Origin of the sequence: Colwellia psychrerythraea, from assembly GCF_000764225.1 — a bacterium.
Lineage (GTDB): Bacteria > Pseudomonadota > Gammaproteobacteria > Enterobacterales > Alteromonadaceae > Colwellia > Colwellia psychrerythraea_D.
In genome coordinates this window covers 79,237-98,757 of record NZ_JQED01000045.1, presented here as the reverse complement: position 1 = coordinate 98,757, position 19,521 = coordinate 79,237, and the positions used below count along the sequence as shown (strand labels likewise).

The following is a 19,521-nucleotide window of genomic DNA, read 5'->3' as shown; positions in this document are numbered from 1 at the left end:
AGCCGCTAACTGAAAAGTTAGCGGCTTTTTGCTTTTATTAAATTTAAAAGTAATATGCTATATAAAACTATTGCTGATAATGAAGTGATTGAAAATTGTTATTAATTAAGGACTATGTGTGATCATTAAAGATACGGATATAAATTCAAATAAGGCAAATACTTACACTATTAAACGTATTGCTTTAGCTGTATCACTTGTAACAACGTCTTTATTACCCATTCACTCTTTTGCCCATGGAATAGCTGATCAAGATCCTGACCAACAACAATCAACTGAATTACCGAAAACAACGAATGATATTAAACTAAGCCCAGCAATTACTGCGGATAATCTTGATGATATATATCGAGAAATGGCTACTAATACTCGTTTTGAAAATTTATCGGTATCAGATGATTTTTTTCAATCACCTTATCAAGTCTCTATTTTTTCGAGCCCAAACGGAGAAGATAGAGACAGGCTTTGGTCTCAAACTAACTCAATTTTTGCTTACGGTTTTGGTGTTATTGGCTTAATTGCTTTATTACCAGAAGATATCTCAAACTGGGATAAAGAAGAGGGTATATTTAATAAGTGGACTGACAATGTGAAAGGTGGTCCTGTTTGGGACAGAGACACAGGTATGTTAAACCTGGTTGGTCATCCCTACTTTGGTGGTGTTTATTACCAGGTTGCGCGAAAGTCAGGTTATCGTCAGTGGGACTCTTTTTTATACGCAACCATTATGTCAACCTTCTACTGGGAATACGGCATTGAAGCATTTGCAGAAGTCCCTTCCATACAAGATTTAGTTATTACCCCTGTACTTGGTTGGGCCTATGGTGAATGGGCATTCAATACAGAAATGGATATCAGAAAAGACGGTGGAGATGTTTGGGGTTCAAGTATTTTAGGAAGTACCGCTTTGTTCTTTCTTGACCCTGTTGATAGCATGAGTGTGGGAATTAATAACATGTTCGGTAAGGAAATTATCAGAGCCGGTACAGGTTATGTGAGTTTTAATGAAATCCCCTACGGTGATAACGGACAACGAGACAGTCAAGTCAGTTTTAATATTTCACTACAATTGGGTGATGGCGGTCATTATTCGCCTAGTACAGCAAAACGATCTTCAAGAATTAATGATCCTGTTGATACTGGTATTATTGGCGTGAGTTATGGTGTTGGTCAAACTGAGCTCGATGATTTATGGAACGTTGAAGGCGATAGCACGACGGAATACAGTTTAGGGTTATATTTTACTCGCCAATTCTCAAGCAGAGTAACGTATTCAAAAGGTAAGTTTACCGACGGTTTAAGCCCTGTTGAAATAAATTATGAAAACTACAGCTTAGACAGCCAATACTATTTTAATAGTGAAAATGATATTAGACCATACCTTTCGGCAGGCTTTGGTGAAACATTGTGGATGAAAGAGGTAGATACCAAAAAATTCCAAGTTAATGCAGGTGTTGGTGCACATTATAAACTGAATAATAATTTTGCCTTACAACTCGATTGGCGTTTTTATCACAGCACTAATGCAAATACTTCAGATCATAATACCACGTTACGCTTAGTCTACTTTTTAGGTAAGGGTGAGAGATAACAAGCTTAATATAGTGGTAAGTTAAGCAATGAGTTACTGCATAAATTGTAATTAAATATGAATAGTTAGTTGCCTAAGTAGCAAGTTTTTATATTTTATAATAGGCTTTAATCATTCCTCGTATTATTGGAGTGATTATGAAAGGTAATTTATTGTGTCTTTTAATATGTTTTCCGCTGTTACTTGCATGTCAAAGTAATCAAAACCTCCCTGTTAACCAAGCTAGTTCACCCTCTGAATTATACCTAGATAATCAATATCTCTCCTTAGAATCTATTCATATTGAAACCGAGCAAGAAATTTTTGAGCTTGATGATGGCATGCGTGCCATGGTTAAAGATAAGTTAAGTAGCCATCTAACCACCCAGCAAAAAGCACGTGTTTTACTAAACCATTTGTTTAACGAAGAAAATATCGCATTAAGTTACGATGGCAGCGCGAACGTTACTGCAAGAGAGGCTTATCATAGTAAATTAGCCAATTGTATGTCATTGACCATTTTAGCGTATGCTTTAGCTGATGAAGCGGGCATGAACATTAGCTTTCAAGATGTTGAAGTGCCAGAGTATTGGGTTCGTAATGGCGAATATAGTTTGTTAACTGGCCATGTGAATCTACTCGTTAGTGAAAGTGAAGAGGTTGATAAACGAGTTGTTTGGGGTAAAAGAAACATACGGATCGATTTTGATCCTTTTGTTGCGAAGAAGAGTTTTCCATCTCATACCATTGAAAAGCATACATTACTTGCTATGTTTTATAACAATAAGGGCGCAGAGGAAATGCTAAATAAAAATTATCCTCTTGCATATCAATACCTTAAAAAAGCGACAAACACTGATGGAAATTTTTCTTCTGCTTGGGGAAATTTAGGCGTTTTATATAAACTTTCAGGGCATTATGCTATGGCTGAAAGCGCCTACAGTCATGCTTTAAGCTTGGACCGTGATAACCTAACCTCATTAGGGAACTTGGCTTTACTTCTTAATAAACAAGAACGTTATAGCGAAGCAAAACCTATTGAAGACTATATACATAAGGTACGCGTGAAAAACCCTTACTACCATGCTTTACTGGGTAATGAAGCCTTTTTTAATCAGTCTTATAAGCAAGCGATACAGCATTATAAAAAAGCTATACAGCTTGATGATGAACAACATGAGTTTTATTTTGGCTTAGCAAAAGCTTATTACAAACAGAATAAGTTAGCATTATCGAAAAGAGCGATGAAAAAAGCGGTTGTACTAACAAAAACAAAAGATACGCAAAAGCAATACATTGCAAAGCTTAATTTTCTTAAAGATCAACAGATAATTAGCCCTTGATTAAAGTACGGAAAATAATTCCTCTATGGCTTACTGGCTTAGTTAATTTTTTTGTCGCTTGGAGTAGCAGTGGGGCTGGACTTGATAGATTTTCCGACATTATAACTGAGAAGGATAATCTATCAGTACTTGAACATGTAAAAACTTTATCTTCGGATTATTATTCAGGTCGTAAATTAGCTAGCCAAGGAAATATTGATAGTCAAGATTACCTAGTCACCTCGCTTAAAGCTGATTCTATACCGGCATTTAATAATCAATATCGTCACAGCTTCACAAAATCAAGCTTTTTTCAGTCAAAGCAGGGCACTAATATAATTGGCTGTATACAAGGCACCCATCATAAAGATAAATACATAGTGCTGACAGCTCATTATGACCACCTTGGAACAATACGAAATAAAATCTACAACGGCGCTGATGATAATGCTTCCGGTACAGCGGCATTATTGCTCTATGCAAAACTATTGAAGGATAACCCCTTAAAGCATAGTGTTATACTCTTATTTACTGATGGGGAAGAAGTTGACTTATTAGGTGCTAAAGCTTTTATTTCTCAACAGAAAAAGTTACTCAATAACGTTAAACTCAATATTAATTTAGATATGATTGCAGGGAGTAAAAATACAAAAAAACTACGGTTTTTAAGTAAAGATCTACCGAAAATACTTTCAAGTCAACAGCTTGATGAGTTAAATCAACTGCAAGCTTATTTCAAAAAAAACTCTCTTACTCAGTTAACTGCAGGTTTTAGACGGATTAAAAGCGTAGGGTCAAATGTTAATCGAGCAAATTGGCTTATGGCAAGTGATCATGGTGTCTTTAGTAAAGCAGGGATCCCTTTTGTATATTTTGGTGTGGGTACACATAAAAATTATCATAGTGAGCTTGATGATTATGACAAGATAAATAAAAATTTATATTTAGCCGCCATCAGTGTTATCTTTCAACAACTCGTCTACATCGACAATGCTATGTATGAAGTAGCGATACCCGATTAAGACTTTTATTTTGTATTTAATTGAAAAAAGAGCTCCTCTCATACTCTGGTGCCTATAAATCAATCAAGTTTGTCCATTCAGTTAGTTAAAGACTCTGACCTAAAACAAACTTAGTGATAATTTATGATAAAGCTAGATAAATGAGTCAGATGAAAGCCTGATAAATTCGTTACACTTAACACTTATTTATTACAGACAGATAAAAGCAAATGAATGATACTGAAACCGTAGTCGCTCAAAGTAATAAACCTTGGAATTACCTATTTATTGCATGGATCATCGCAACAAGTGGCACCTTAATTAGTTTATTTTTCAGTGAAATAGTACAGTTACCTGTGTGTGTATTATGTTGGTATCAACGGATTGCGCTATACCCTTTAGTATTTATATTACCTATGGCACTTTTTCCTTTTGATATAAGTATAATTCGTTATACAAGCCCCTTGGTTATTTTTGGCTGGTTCGTCGCGCTATTTCATGTGCTCGTTGTTGCAGGCATTATTCCTGAAGCGGCGCAACCATGCGTGCAAGGGATTCCTTGCTCAGAAACTCATTTTACCTTACTTGGTTTTATCAATATCCCCGTGATGTCTTTGATGACATTTTCTTTGTTAGGGCTGTTGCTTGTTCTAGCTAAAAGAAATTTTATCGAAACACATAATAATACATTCAACTAAATATAAATTCTTAAATAACTCGGATCTTAACTCGGAACAATCATGAATAATAAAACTCTTTTTATCAGCGTTGCAGCATTTATCGGCGTAATATTTATTGCAGCAGTCGCAATGTATAAAAGCCAACAACCATCAACAATAGCAAGCGACAAATTGCCAGCATTAGAACGCGTTGGAGCACCCACTAAGGGAGGTACACAAGCCAAAGTAACCATTGTTGAGTTTTTTGATCCCGCTTGTGGTACTTGTAGCCAATTTTATCCATTAATTAATAACCTAGTTAAGAAATACCAAGGGAAAGTTAACGTTGTTATGCGTTATGCCCCATTGCATAAGGGCTCAGATGATGTGGTAAAAATGCTTGAAGCAGCACATCTTCAAGGTAAATTTTGGCCCGCTCTTGAATTACTCTTTGCTAATCAACAGCGCTGGGTAGAGCACCATGTATCTAATCCTAGCAGTGCTTTAGCAGGAATAAAAACGCTCGATGTAGATCAAGAGCAACTTGAAAAAGACTGGCAAAGCAAAAAAATAGAAAGAACTGTTGCACAAGATATTCAAGATGGGCAAACATTGAAAGTGCGAGCAACACCACAATTTTTTGTCAACGGAAAACCTTTAGTGGTTTTTGGTTATGAAGAACTTGTGACTCTTATTGAACAAGAGGTTGCCGAAGCTTATTAAGAAAAGTTCTCAGACGGATAGTTTAACTGCAGTACAAATACAATTGTTATCTGTACTGGAGTTAAGTTAACTATTGGAAAATTCATCGCTTAAATACGATAAAAATTCTTGGCTCACTTTAGATAGGCTTTTATTGTCAAGGTACAGTGCTTTGACAGGAAAGGTTAAAGGCGGATCAAACGATGCGATGGCGGTGTTGTCAGATAAATTCCCCTGGGCAGTAAAACGATCTACCACACAAATACCAACACCCTGAGCGACTAGTCTTGCGGCAATAAAGTAGGTTTGTACCTTTATTAGCGCCTCTAGATTGATGCTGTCTTGCATCATTCTTGTCCATAATAAATCAGCTAGCGGACCACTATCTCCAATGTCGATATATTCGAACTCTTTAAGCTGGTTTAAGGTTAATTTTTTAGGGGCGGCAGGGAAGCTAGCTTTTGGATATACAATCACTAATTCAGATTGGGCTAATTCAATTGAAGTTACACCAAGCATACTATTTGGCGCGAATAATACCGCCAAATCACACTTATGTTCAAGTAGGGTTTGCATAACTGCATCGTTATGCACAGTTTGAACGTTAAAATTTACCTGATGATGTTTATGATGATATTTTGCAATTGCACACGGAATAACATCAAAACCTAGGGCAGGACTACCCGCAATATTTATTTGACCGTATTCTGACTTTTTGATGTTTTCAGCGGTATTTTTTATCGAACGCATTTGTTGATAAATCTTATCTACTTCATCAAACAACATTTCTGCCTCGTCAGTTGGAGTTAACCGACCTTTGACCCGCTCAAATAAGTCAAAACCGAGTTGCATTTCAGCATGAGATAGCACTTTACTGACTGAGGGTTGTGAAACGTGTAATATCTTTGCTGCATTGGTAATTGAACCAGTAGTGTAAATGGCGTGAAAAATTTCAATATGTCTTAAGCGCATTTTTAATTCCTCAATTGTTTAGGGGTAATTTATCATGGGTACAGCTTAAGCAAACAGGTAAACGGTTAATGTCCATAAACTTGCTGCACATGTTGCGGCAAAAGTTGCAGGGATTAACTGAGATTTAACATGATCCATTAAATCACAACCTGTGGTCATCGCACTCAGTATAGTGGTATCTGATATGGGCGAGCATTGATCACCAAATACACTGCCGTTAAGCACTGTCGCGAAACAAACCATCATAAACAATTCTGGGTTAGCAAGTCCTTGAGACTGGCATACTGCCCAAGCTAAGGGCATGGCTAACGGAAAGGCGATAGCATAAGTTCCCCAACTGGTACCAGTTGAAAAGGCAATAACCATAGTCATTAATTGCAATATCAAGGGTAATAACCAAAAAGGTAATTGTTCACCCAATTGTGAAACTAAATATAAACCACCGCCGATCTCTTTACTAATACTGCCAATAATTACCGCTAACATGAGAATCACAGAAGCTAGCACCACTCCTTTTAAGCCGTTGCCAAAACCATCAATAACGTGCGTTAATGACATCCCTTTAGCTAATGCGATTGCTGCGGATAGCAGTAAAGCTGTACCAAAAGCCCAATTGATTTTAGGAGAGCCTAAAAATATAAAGGTGAAAACAGCAATAGATATCAAAGTGACTAAGGGTAAAATAAACTCTAAAACATGAGGAGTGTAACCAGAAGGCACATCACAGCGTTGTAGCTCTTTAGCACTTAATGGCCTAGCACCTTTTGCGTCTAATTGTCCTGTGGTTAAAGCTCTTTGATGGGCATCTCGAATTCTCTTACCTGAAAAGGTGGTAATATTTATACTTAATAATAGGGTACCTAAAACAGCAAAAATAGCATAAAAGCTAAAGGGAATGCTGCTAAAAAAGAAATTTAACCTAGCAGATTCAGTTGCTAAAAATGATACGCCAGGCACAAATATTAATGCTTGCACATAGGCTGGCCAAGCATTAAAGGCAATTATTGTTGCAATCGGGGAGGCGGTAGAGTCGACAATGTAGCTCATCTCTTCATGACTAACCTTGGCTTTGTCAGCTAGCGGTCTAACTGAGGTCCCAACGAGCACTGTGCTCATAGTACCCCCTTGGAAAAATAGTATGCCCAGTAACCAGGATATCACTTTGGCTGAACGAGGTCCTCTAACAAAATGCAGTGTTATATAGTTAGCAAAGGCTTGTGCAGCGCCCGTTTTAGACCAAATACCTAGTAACCCCCCTAATAACCATAAGTACAGCAAAAGTAATGCTGCAGTGCCTTCTTTGGCTAAATTGGGAATGATAACGGCATCGGTTAAATCATATTGGCCCAACATCAATGAGCCCATCACTATACCGCTAAATAATGAGGTAAGTGGCTCTCTGGTAAGTAAACAAAGGACTATGGTAATAAAAGCGGGCAGTAAAGACCAAAGGCCATAGTGATAAGCAGGTTTTAATAATTTTATTCTATGTGCTGTATCTTCAACCCATTGCTCTTTTAATAGCGGATCTTCATTTAGTTTACTTAAATTCGCTTGTTTTAAAGGAGATTGTTGATAGGGAACAATCTTTGAAATAATAACTTCTTTACCTTTATATTTATATGCATGACCACCATGGTCAGTTTGGTAAGTATCAAAAACATAAGACTGCTCAAGCCATGTTTTATTAACAGAGTTACCGACAAATATCGCAGTTAAAACACCTAAAAGCAGAATAATTAAGGCAAGCGAATTATTAATACTCATTAATGGACTCCTTTAAGGTAAGGATTCTATTTCGATTGTTCATGTCAATTCCTTGTTGGGTCTCTACACTATTAAAGCTTACGGAAAACAATATAACTTTAAGTGTTTAGTTCTAAGCTATAACCTAAGGTTATAGGATAGCCTTGCGTAGATAAAGGTAGGAATGATTTATATTTACTAATTTATAGTCAAAATGAGCAATGTTTGCTTTATAAATTTGTGTTAATAGCGTTATAAAGCAAATGCTTAGCAATGAAAATCGTCATCTACGAAGAGACAAAGGGAAGACTTAAGTAGAGTTGAATAACCAATGCATTGGTTATATCAATAAAGAATGCGCCAACTAACGGCACAACTAAAAAAGCTTGCGGTGACGGCCCATGCCTTGCCACAAGAGATTCCATATTGGCTACCGCTGTAGGTGTTGCACCTAAACCAAAACCACAATGCCCGCCAGCAATGATAGCCGCATTATAATTCTTGCCCATAATTCTAAAGGTAATGAAATATGCAAACATCATTAACATGATTGTTTGAAGCAAAATGATCACCACCATTGGTCCTGCTAAACTTGCGAGTTGCCATACTTTTAATGACATTAGTGCTAAGGCTAAGAAAATAGAAAGCGCCATCGTTCCCCACAAATCTATGCAAGCTCTGCTTACAGTGTAACGTTTTGAAACTTCGCATAAATTGGTAGCGACAACACCAAATAACAATGGCATTAAAAAGGCAGGCAGTACAACATCTGCCGCTTTTAAATTAAGATACACCACATGACCAACTGTCATGCATAACAAAATAATAAATAAGGTTTCCATCATTTTTTTGGGGGTGACTAAATCATGATCTTCAGGATTGAACGTTACGGTATCATCAAGCTCTTCATGGTATTCATCTGCTTTGAGGTCATAACGCATTATTAACCTCTTACTCACTGGCCCGCCAACTAATCCCCCTAAAACTAGACCCATGGTTGCGGCTGCCATTGCCAATTCGAAAATATTAGCTGGCATATTATACTCAGTAATGAATAAGTCAGCATAAGTTGCGCCATTACCGTGGCCACCAGATAAAGTTACTGAGCCACCAATTAGTCCCATTAATGGGTTCATTCCCGTACTGACGGCGATTGATACACCGATAGCATTTTGTACCAGTAAGTACAAGGTTGCCACACCGAGAAACAAAACAACTTTAGGGCCGCCTTTTAACAACAATGAATAACTAGCACCTAATCCTACAGTAGTAAAAAATACCGTCATCAGAGGGTTTTTAAAACTCATATCAAAATTAAAATGAATGTCAAAAAAGGAGTGGGCGATGGCTGCTAATATTGAAAAAATAATGCCGCCTACAACAGGCTCAGGAATATTGTTATTGCGTAAAAATGATACTTTGCTATTACAATAATAGCCTGTAAAAAGAATAATAAGTGCTACTACGAGCGTTTCAAGAATACTGACATTTATTTCCATAGCTAAGCCCACTTTATTATTAGTAACTCAAAAAGTAGCCTTTGCTTATATGAATTCAGGCAAAATTAACTTGATTGAGTATTTCTGTTTGCGTTTATTTATAATCTTTGTCTCACTTAACAAGCGTCACATTTTGTTAAGTACGTCATCAAGAGATTCGCCATGTCGGATACATTTGATTGTAAGATCATCATCGTTACCACTGACGGTATAAATTGCCACTCTAGGCAGGCTGTTGTAATCAAAGTGATTTGAAAAGTAATAGCCACCTGTGTCGTGCACCATGACATAATCATTACTTTCTAATTTTGGTAAGGCTTGATTAACACAAATAAGATCACCGGCAAAACAGCAAGGACCTGCAACATCGGTCATAACCACATCAGATGTTTTATCAGTTCTTTCTTCACCATTGCTGGTATAGCCAGTCACTCTTATTGGCCAAGATTTTGGTAAAAAGGCAGTGCGGGTTATTATTTGTGCACCCGCATGTGTTGTCGCAATATGACGACCACCAGAATTTTTTGTGTACTCAACTCGCGTGATGATAACACCATTTTTAGCCACGATGGCTCGACCAAATTCAGTTTTGACTTGGTACTTTTCCGTGAATAACAAGGGAACTTCCGCTCTTAAGATATCAGCATAATCTTGAAAACTTGGTTTGACTATTTCAGAAGTGAAATTAACCGGTAAACCGCCACCAATATCTATTCGCGTTATTTGCTGAGTAGCTGTTAATGCATTGATTTCTTCAGCAAGCTCGGTAATGATTTTAATACCATTTGCCATTAAGGATAATTCACAACCTTGAGAGCCTGAGTGGGTATGAATGCTTCGTAACCATGGGCGAGTTTTATAAATACTGATGAGTTCGTCTCGGTTACTTCCATCGAGTAAGGCATAGCCAAACTTAGAGGTAGCTGTAGCTGTGCTTGTAGAGCCTATTTTTCCCCCTCCTATTTGAGGGTTAACACGAAAACCTATCACGGATTTACTGTCAGGAAATTCAAGCATTAGTGCATCGATACGCTCAAGTTCTTGCAAGTTATCAATGTTAAGTGCAATGCCATTTTTTATACACGCTCGCAAGTCTTGTATAGTTTTTGCTGGAGAATCAAAAATAATGTTTTCAGCTGAAAAACCGGCGGTTTGTGCGATTAATAGCTCACCTGGACTGGCAACTTCAGCACCCATGCCATATTCACGTAGTGGCTCTAATACCTTAACTAAAGCATTTGCTTTTACAGCAAAGGTATGAAAAAAATTTTCAGGAAACGCGGCATAAGCATCATTAACAGTTTTTCTCAAACCATCTAAATCCATTACACCAATAGCCGTTAAATTGTGATCAATAATTTGGCTATTGATTGCGGTGTTAATTATCTTTTGCTTTCTGTTCATATGGGCATCTTTTAAATTAAGGAAACATGCAACTGTTGCGGTCACAGGTGATTCTTTGTCGATACCATTACGATAATGTAGCAAGGTGTAAATGAATAATAGTTAATCTTTGCTAGGTAATAACTTTGGGTTATGCGCTCGAGTTGTTGAGTGTGTTAGTGCTACCAGCTGCAATTAGCGAAAGACATTTTTGCTACAACATTTGGTTATACCTTAGCCAAAGAAATGAATTAGCCTGTAAAAGCTCCTGTAGCTAGGCTTTTACTTATACCAAATGAAATATTGGTTTCAATATTTAACCACTTGGTGTAACAAAGCCTCCCTTAGGAGAATGGTTCTTATTATACCAATTAAGGTAATTTATTGTGACTGTCACTACTGATTTAGAATTATGTCGTTTTATAAATGAAAGCTACCATGAACAAGATGTTATCGCTTTTACCCGTTTCTCTGAGCAAATGTTTAATAGTGTGCTCAGCACCGATTTACAAGAAATATCAATACAACACCGTTATCAAATCGCCTTGTTATTATGGCAATCTTTTTGCGGTCGTTGTACCAATGAAAATAAAGTTATTATTGAAAACAGTAATCAACAAAATGTGCTCGCAGAGGGAGCTGTTCTTCATATTATTACTGACGATAAGGCTTTTATCGTTGATTCTATTTCAGCGTTACTGATGTCACATGGTTATAAGATCAATATTTTTTTGCACCCCGTGATAAACCGGAGTCAACTTTTATCAAGCAATCAAGATACGACAGAGACAAATCAAGATGAATCAATTTTATATATTGAACTTGCCAACCAACTCCCAGCACAAGTGATCGGTGAACTAGTCGAAACAATTCAGCAATTATTAGCTAATATCAGCAAAGTCACTCAAGATTGGCCGCTAATGAAGACAAATTGTAGCCGTATAAACCATGAATCATTAGGTTCTGATGGAATTGAAATTAAAAGGTTTTTATCATGGATCTGCAACGAACACTTTGTTTTTATTGGTTATAATTGCTATTTAATAAACGATAATGGTAACGCGATACCAAAAGACAATGGCTTAGGTATGTTCAATGACGCTGTTAAAGCAACTAACCCTGACTTAACGTTAACCAGCGCGGAATTTACTCAATTTGTTACTGAACAAAGCGCTCTGAAAGTAAGTAAGTCACTGGTTAAATCAACTATTCATCGATATGATTACCTTGATTTAGTCAGTGTAAAAGAGTTTTCTACAGACGGAAAGCTTATTGCCGTTCATCAATATTCTGGTTTATTCACCCAAGTTGCTAACAACTTACATCCGAATAAAATACCTTTTTTAAATGCAAAATTAGCACAAATACTGCAACAACTTTGTCTAAAGTCGGAGAGTCACGATTACCGTAGCTTTATGCATATACTGGCGGTTTTACCCAAAAGGGAGTTATATGAAAGTAGTAATGAACAGTTGCTAGATTTAGCTCAAAACATACATAATCTTAACGTTAAAAGTAAATCTGGCGCTTTCATTAGGGAAAACAATTTCAACGAACAAGTATCTGTTTTGGTGTTCGTATCAAAAGATGCCTTTTGCACCGATTTACGCGATGAGATTGAAGATGTGTTGTCAGATGCTTATCAAGGTGAAATTTTATCACGACGCTCTATGCTCAATGATAATTATCTCGCGCAATGGCATTTTATCGTTAAAAAAAGCCGTTCTCATGATTATAAAGTTGATATTGCCTCTCTAGTCGAATGTATTGAGACTAAAGCACAAAGTTGGAATGAAAATTTAACTTCGCTGATTTCGCAATTATGGCAAGGACGAAAAGCAAACGTATTGCTTAATAAATACAATAATGCCTTTTCAAAAAGCTATCGAGAGCACTTTTCCCCTAAACAAGCCATTCGCGCGATAAATCATATTGAATGTCTAACACATGAAAAGCCTTATCAGTTTCAAATTTTTCGTTCCCCACAAAGTACAAAGGAACTTACGCTCACTATATATACCTTAAAACACAGTATTGCATTAAGTGACTCTATCCCTATATTAGAGCAGTTTGCTTTCAGACCTGTGGATGAGTTTAGTTTTAAAATCAGTAGTTCACATGACAGTTCACAAAGTAAAGTCTATAGCTATACCCTAGAGTGTCCGACTGAAAAGGTAGATATTGACGCGGTAAAAGTTAATCTTGAGCAAGCATTAGCTCAGGTATGGGCGGGTAATATTGAAAGTGATGGTTATAACAAGTTATTGCTTGCTGCTAACCTCAATATTAGGCAAATAGTGATCATTCGCGCTTACGGAAAATACTTACGCCAATTAGGTCTTGGATATTCGGAAGAGTACTTTCAACAAGCCTTGATTAACTACCCAACGATTGTTCAGGGTTTAATTAAGTTATTCGAATGCCGTTTTTCCTTAAGTGAAATAAGCATCGCTCAACGGAAAGAAGAGGCTGAGCTTATCAAAACAGATCTGCTTCAACGCCTCAGTAGCGTTTCGAAAATAGACCACGATAGAATTTTGCGTAATTTTATCGCAGCTATGTCAGCAACGATCAGAACGAACTTTTATCAAACAACATCGACAGGTGAATTAAAGACTTATTGCTCCTTTAAAATACGTAGTGGTGACATAGACGATGCACCGCAACCTAGACCTTATGTTGAAACATTCGTTTATTCGCCACAAGTTGAAGGGGTTCATTTAAGATTCGCGCTTGTATCACGTGGCGGTTTACGTTGGTCTGACAGAGAAGAAGACTTTAGAACGGAAGTCTTGGGATTAGTTAAAGCTCAACAAGTAAAAAATGTCGTGATAGTACCGCAAGGTGCTAAAGGTGGTTTTGTCCCTAAGCAATTACCTGTCAACGGTTCGCGTGAGATGGTTTTTAACGAAGCCATTAGCTGCTATAAAGTTTTCATCTCTGCTTTATTAGATCTAACGGATAATAATACAACTAGCGGCATCGTTAAGCCTAAAGACGTTATTTGCTTTGATGGTGATGATAGTTATCTTGTGGTGGCGGCGGATAAGGGCACTGCTACTTTCTCTGATATTGCTAATGAAATTGCCCAAGATTATGGTTTCTGGTTAGGTGATGCCTTTGCCTCGGGCGGTAGTGTTGGTTACGATCATAAAAAGATGGGAATAACAGCAAAAGGTGCATGGGTTTCAGTACAGCGGCATTTTAGCGAGATGGATATAGACGTACAACAAGATGAAATCAGTGTCATTGGTATTGGTGATATGTCTGGAGACGTTTTTGGCAATGGCATGTTGTCTTCAAAAACGATAAAGCTCGTGGCTGCCTTCGATCACCGAGATATTTTTATCGATCCAAATCCTGATAGCGCATTGAGTTATGTTGAACGCAGCAGACTTTATCATCTTAAACGTTCTTCTTGGCAAGATTACGATAAAACCTTGATTTCTCAAGGCGGTGGTGTATTCAGTCGCTCAGTCAAGCATATTGAGCTAACGACAGAAGTAAAACAGTTGCTTAATATCGATGAGCAAGTAATGCAGTTGTCACCAGATGAGTTAATTCGAAAAATTTTATGCAGTCAGACAGACTTATTATGGTTCGGTGGAATCGGCACCTATGTGAAAGCCTCAACTGAAATCAACGCTGAAGTTGGAGATAAGGCTAATGATCAACTGCGCGTTAATGGCAATGAATTACGCTGTAAAGTCATTGGCGAAGGCGGAAATTTGGGCTGTAGTCAGCTTGCAAGAATAGAGTTTTCAAAAAACGGTGGCAAAATTAATACCGATGCTGTTGATAATTCAGCGGGTGTAAATTGTTCAGACAGTGAAGTGAACATCAAGATATTACTTAACAGTTTAGTTGATAAACAAAAGCTGACAAGATCAGAGCGAGATCACTTATTGGCCACTATGACTGACGAAGTTGGCGCTATGGTATTACGTAACAATTATTATCAAGCGCAAGCGTTAAGTATTGATGAGGCCAATAGTCAGTCTCACTTTGATAGTTTTACTCGCTTGAGCCAATACTTGGTTAACAGTGTTGGATTAAACCGAGAACTTGAATATTTGCCCGATGATGAAGAATTACAATCGAGGAATTTAGCTAAAAAAGGACTAACAAGGCCTGAATTAGCTGTGTTGATGGCATATTCAAAAATGGATGTGCATGATGCTTTATTGGCGGAAGAACAATTAATCACTGATGGTTATTTTCAGAAGTATCTATTCTCAGCGTTTCCAGAAGCTTTAACTAATAAATACACTCAAGAGATTCTTAATCACCCTTTATCACAACAAATTATCGCGACGAGTGTTGCCAATGAAATATTTAACCGTGGCGGAATACATGCTGTAAGGGAACAAACCGGTGCGACGATCGCCGAAATAGTTAAAGCGTTCATTATTGTCAAAGAAGTATTTTCACTTGATAATATTTGGCATGAAATTGAAACATTACATGCTAATGTCTCAGCACAAGTGCAAATTCAGTTGATGATAGAAGTACAACGGTTTTACCGGCTGATGGCTATTTGGTTTATTAACCACGCTAGCCCACATGACGGTATTGAAACAATTGTGCAACGCTATTTTCCTGGTATAAATACCTTGCAACAACTTAATGGCGATGAAGTTACTTTGCCTTTTTCACCCGTGGATGATTCGCTTTACCAATTGCAAAGTGAAGTTGATGGTCTTGTTTTAGTCGATGTTATTCATCAATTGAAAGTATCAAGTGTGGTATTCTGTGACATAGTAAAAACCTCATCAGAGCTTAACGTACCGGTAACAGAAATTCTTCCTTGTTATCATAGAATGAGTAAGTTACTTGGCCTTGCTTGGTTAATTGAACAAACAGAAAAAGTGATAGCCAAAGATCATTGGTCAAGATTAGCTCGTTTCAGTTTGTTACTTGATTTGTTAGAGTTTCGAGAAAAACTTGTGTTAGTAGTACTCAAGAATAACCGAGATACTTCGATTGATATTGCTATTGAGCAATGGGCAATTAGCAAGGAAATAGAATTGAATCGATTGCACAGAGTATTGGATGATTTAAAGAGTGGTACAGTGCACATTGACAAGCTTTACTTTGCTAGCCGTCAACTAAAGGCATTAGCCGCTTAATTCTTACAAAATAAATACTCCTTTAATAAACAAATGCCTCAAAATTATCTGTCATTAGCTGTTTGCCGGTGGTGATAGGTAATTATCTTTCCTTTGGTTATTTATTGATTCTAACGAGGGAAAAACCATTCCTTATAATCAATGCCTAGTCCCTAAACCTTTTAATTCTCATTGACTGAGAAATAACTGAATGGACTTGACAGTTAAATGATTAACTATCAAGTCAACATTGTCTTGTTAGATTCTGAATTTCTACAATGTATCTAATAAGTGCTAGTTTTTACTTTAGGGATTGCATTAATGTAATGAGCTAAAGTTCAACCTATAACCCTAGGTTATAGGGCAGCAATAAAGGGTCAATTGTTAATACTGTAATTTAAGTTCATGGTTAAGGTGAATGAAACGTAACTAAATGATCAGGTAGCTAATAACCTGACAATTATAAAATAAGCAAAATTACAATGGTGGATGTCATGAAAGATAGATCAATGTTTAAGTCTAAACTATCACATTTAAGTTTATGCGTGCTAACAGCACTTACTTCTCAAGTTGCCTTTGCCGCAGAGGAAACTGAAATAAAAGAAGAAGAAATCGAAAGAATTTCTATCGTCGGTTCAAATATCAAAGGCAGCACGATGACAAGTGTTTTACCCGTGACTGAACTTAGCGCTGAAGACATCATCGCCACGGGTGCGCTTGATGGCGATGAACTTTTACGATCTATACCCCAAATCGGAGCTGTTGGCTTTACAGGCACTCGAGGCGGCAATACCGGAACAAATGCTGCTCGTGGCGATGTTGGCTCTGTAAACTTACGCAGTATCGGTGAAGGTAATACCTTAGTGTTACTCAATGGTCGTCGCATGGTTAATCATCCTATTACCCAAACAAACTTTGGTGTACCGGTAACTTCGGTAAACTCTAATACTCTACCTGTATCAGGTCTTTCTCGTGTTGAAGTGTTACGTGATGGCGCAGGAGCTTTATATGGCTCTGATGCGGTAGCGGGTGTTGTGAATTACGTAACCAAAGAAGAATATCAAGGGGGTAACTTTAAAGTGCGCTATGGCGCAGAGCAAGGTACTGATCGCAATGATTTCACTTTATCAGGGAACAAAGGTTTTGAATTTAATAACAGCCAAACGTTTTTCATGATAAGTGCCAATTATGCTAAGAAAACAGGGATACAAGCATCAGAAAATGATTTTTCTAGTAACCAAGACTTACGTTCAAGAGCCCCTGTAGAGTTTGCCGGCGATACCGATTTTGACAATCGTTCAACATTAGAGGCTTATGCCGACTTACATTATATCGGTTTACCGAGCAGTATTGATGATTACATCATTCGACCAACCTCATACATTAACGATGCTGGCGAGCAACAATCGGCAGGTAGTTGTGGCGGTGGAGCTTTAGCGTCTGGCGGCGGAGTGATGGGCGATGTATGTCTTGATGCCGCTGGCAGTCACAATAGGGCTTTACGTCCTAATCGTAATGAAGAGCGTACTTTAGTCCCTGATATTGATCGATTAAACCTGTTTACTAACTTAAGCCATGAGTTTAATAATGGCGTAGAATTTTACAATGAATCAACCTATTACCGCTCTAAAACGAAGCGTCAATGGGAGCAATCCGCCATTTTAAGTAATGGTACTTTTGATGTCCCAGCACACAGTTATTATAACCCATTTGGTCCAGTTAATTTTGCTGATGGTCGCGTAAACCCAAATCGTCTTGCTGGTTTAGATCCTTCTGTAGTACCCGTTGAAGGTCTTGGCTATAACTTACGAATCCGCCCAACAGATGTTGGTCCACGCCAAGTTGAAGTTGAAAGTACTAGTTACCGCTTCTTAAATGGTTTACGCGGCACTTACGATGATTGGGATTGGGACACAGGTGTTTTATACAGTGAAGCAAAAACTGACGATAATATGAGTAATCGAATAAGCTCACCTTTATTATTGGCTCAGTTAAGTTTAGATACCGCTGATGCTTACAATCCCTTCACTGGTGTTAACCCCGATAATCCGGCGAGTATTATCGATGCAACGCCAAATCCACAAGCGAGTATTAATCCCTTCTTAACTACCGCTCAACGAAGTGCAAAAACGTCATTAACCATGGTCGATTTTAAAGCATCAAATCCATTTATGTTTGAATTACCCGGCGGTGAGGCTGGCTTAGCTTTCGGTTTAGAATATCGTAAAGAAACATTAGATGAAGACAATAGTTCAAACTTTGATGGCTCAGAGCCTTTTGTTGAGGGCAATGCAGATCCTGTTAACCTTAGTAGTCTGCAAGGTAGTAGTGTTCGTTTAGATGTTTCTGGTGAACGTAAAGTTTTTTCTGCTTATGTAGAGCTTGCTTTACCTTTACTAGCGGATCTTCCTGCCGTTCATAGCCTAGATGTGCAATTAGCTGCTCGTTATGAAGATTTTAGTGATATAGGTAATATAACTCGACCTAAAATGGCCGTTTCATGGTTCCCTGTTGAAATGTTGCAATTTAGAGGCGCGGTATCTAAAGGTTTTAGAGCACCTAACCTTATACAATTAAATTCACCTGGCGCTACCCTTACTACAGGGGTAGATGACTATGCTGAAAACTCCTTAGATGACAACGGTAATGTTGTTGTTAATGCTGATACGCTAGCCGATGGTGGTTCGGGTAATGGTAACTATAATCTATCAACATCAGGTAACAAGGATCTAGAAGCAGAAGAAAGTGAAAACATTAGCGTAGGTTTAACACTACAGCTTATGGATAACTTGACCTTTACTTATGATTGGTGGGAAATTGAGACAACGGGTACTGTTGGTGTGCTTTCAGATGAAAATATCTCACGTTTAGATTTGATAGCAAGAGGGGAAGGTTCAACAAATCCTGATGTTATTCGTGGCCCTATTGATGCTGAAAACCCTTTAGGAGAAATTGTTCAAATTAATCGTCGCTATGAAAACCTCAACACTCGGACTATTACGGGGTACGATATTGCGGTTAATTATAATTTGGATACCTCGATTGGTGATTTTGACTTAACGTTAAATGGCGCTAGAACGCTTAAATTTGACCAAGAAGCTGGCGGTGATGCCTCAATAATTGTCGAAGCTGGCGCAGATCCTGAAGTGTTAGGTACTGCTGTTGGTGATATTGTTGGCACAAACAGTATCCCAGAATGGCAAGCAACGGCATCATTAAAATGGAAATCAACCGATGCATTATGGGGCGCAGGAGTATTTGTTAAATATGTTGGTGAAGTAGCAAATACCAGTGTTTCAAAAACTGTTGATAGCGTGACAACATTTTACACATCTAAAGCACAAACTCGGGCAAACTCTTATATAACTCGTTATGACTTTATGGGTTATGAAGGTGTAAGTTTAAGTTTTGGTATTAACAATATCTTCGATCAGGAGCCACCGTTGGCTGATACGACTTTTGGTTATGACGGATCATTACATTCAAGCCGTGGAAGATACTTCTATACCAGTGCTAATTTCAGTTTTTAATAGCTAATTAGTCACAAATGATATGGCTC

11 protein-coding genes are annotated in these 19,521 nt (G+C 37.7%); 7 read left to right on the top strand and 4 right to left on the bottom strand.

The annotated features are described in order from the left end of the window. Positions 1-118: 118 nt before the first annotated feature. The 5 genes from ND2E_RS05525 (at position 119) to ND2E_RS05545 (ending at position 5,275) form a co-directional block, all read left to right on the top strand. Positions 119-1,591, top strand: a complete 1,473-nt coding sequence (locus tag ND2E_RS05525) for an acyloxyacyl hydrolase (protein ID WP_033094942.1) — start codon at positions 119-121, stop codon at positions 1,589-1,591. Between the two features lie 137 nt (positions 1,592-1,728). Beyond that, entirely contained in the window at positions 1,729-2,913 is a 1,185-nt protein-coding gene (locus ND2E_RS05530) for a tetratricopeptide repeat protein (protein ID WP_033094941.1), read from the top strand. Then, the gene (locus tag ND2E_RS05535; protein WP_223303662.1) at positions 2,910-3,914 is read left to right on the top strand and encodes a M20/M25/M40 family metallo-hydrolase; all 1,005 of its coding nucleotides are present in this window, start codon (positions 2,910-2,912) and stop codon (positions 3,912-3,914) included. Before ND2E_RS05530 ends, ND2E_RS05535 begins: the two co-directional genes overlap by 4 nt. A gap of 209 nt (positions 3,915-4,123) precedes the next feature. Next, positions 4,124-4,591, top strand: a complete 468-nt coding sequence (locus ND2E_RS05540; protein WP_052056809.1) for a disulfide bond formation protein B — start codon at positions 4,124-4,126, stop codon at positions 4,589-4,591. Positions 4,592-4,633: 42 nt separating this feature from the next. Then, a complete protein-coding gene (locus tag ND2E_RS05545; RefSeq protein WP_033094940.1) occupies positions 4,634-5,275 on the top strand; it encodes a DsbA family protein in 642 nt (213 codons plus the stop codon). Positions 5,276-5,341: 66 nt separating this feature from the next. On the opposite strand, the gene ND2E_RS05550 is transcribed toward ND2E_RS05545, so the two are convergent. The 4 genes from ND2E_RS05550 to ND2E_RS05565 all read right to left on the bottom strand — a co-directional run bounded on the left by ND2E_RS05550 (position 5,342) and on the right by ND2E_RS05565 (position 10,920). Beyond that, entirely contained in the window at positions 5,342-6,226 is an 885-nt protein-coding gene (locus tag ND2E_RS05550; RefSeq protein ID WP_033094939.1) for a LysR family transcriptional regulator, read from the bottom strand. A gap of 45 nt (positions 6,227-6,271) precedes the next feature. Continuing rightward, entirely contained in the window at positions 6,272-7,993 is a 1,722-nt protein-coding gene (locus ND2E_RS05555) for a Na+/H+ antiporter NhaC family protein (RefSeq protein WP_033094938.1), read from the bottom strand. A 266-nt stretch (positions 7,994-8,259) separates the two neighbouring features. Further along, complete coding sequence (gene gltS / locus ND2E_RS05560; RefSeq protein ID WP_033094937.1) at positions 8,260-9,471, bottom strand: sodium/glutamate symporter; 1,212 nt, start codon at positions 9,469-9,471, stop codon at positions 8,260-8,262. Positions 9,472-9,597: 126 nt separating this feature from the next. After that, complete coding sequence (locus ND2E_RS05565) at positions 9,598-10,920, bottom strand: type III PLP-dependent enzyme domain-containing protein (RefSeq protein ID WP_223303661.1); 1,323 nt, start codon at positions 10,918-10,920, stop codon at positions 9,598-9,600. Positions 10,921-11,240: 320 nt separating this feature from the next. On the opposite strand from ND2E_RS05565, the gene ND2E_RS05570 reads away from it, so the two are divergent. Both ND2E_RS05570 and ND2E_RS05575 read left to right on the top strand, forming a co-directional pair. Continuing rightward, positions 11,241-15,983 carry an NAD-glutamate dehydrogenase gene (locus ND2E_RS05570; RefSeq protein ID WP_223303660.1) on the top strand — a complete coding sequence of 1,581 codons (4,743 nt, stop codon included), beginning with the start codon at positions 11,241-11,243 and terminating at the stop codon, positions 15,981-15,983. A 473-nt stretch (positions 15,984-16,456) separates the two neighbouring features. Continuing rightward, positions 16,457-19,492 carry a TonB-dependent receptor domain-containing protein gene (locus ND2E_RS05575; protein WP_223303659.1) on the top strand — a complete coding sequence of 1,012 codons (3,036 nt, stop codon included), beginning with the start codon at positions 16,457-16,459 and terminating at the stop codon, positions 19,490-19,492. The last annotated feature ends 29 nt before the right edge of the window (positions 19,493-19,521 follow it).

Bases quoted from the DNA above. Each gene is read 5' to 3' on its own strand.
- ND2E_RS05575 (WP_223303659.1), top strand. From the start codon at position 16,457: ATGAAAGATAGATCAATGTTTAAGTCTAAACTATCACATTTAAGTTTA.
- gltS (WP_033094937.1), bottom strand. From the start codon at position 9,471: ATGGAAATAAATGTCAGTATTCTTGAAACGCTCGTAGTAGCACTTATT.
- ND2E_RS05530 (WP_033094941.1), top strand. From the start codon at position 1,729: ATGAAAGGTAATTTATTGTGTCTTTTAATATGTTTTCCGCTGTTACTT.
- ND2E_RS05545 (WP_033094940.1), top strand. From the start codon at position 4,634: ATGAATAATAAAACTCTTTTTATCAGCGTTGCAGCATTTATCGGCGTA.
- ND2E_RS05540 (WP_052056809.1), top strand. From the start codon at position 4,124: ATGAATGATACTGAAACCGTAGTCGCTCAAAGTAATAAACCTTGGAAT.
- ND2E_RS05555 (WP_033094938.1), bottom strand. From the start codon at position 7,993: ATGAGTATTAATAATTCGCTTGCCTTAATTATTCTGCTTTTAGGTGTT.
- ND2E_RS05550 (WP_033094939.1), bottom strand. From the start codon at position 6,226: ATGCGCTTAAGACATATTGAAATTTTTCACGCCATTTACACTACTGGT.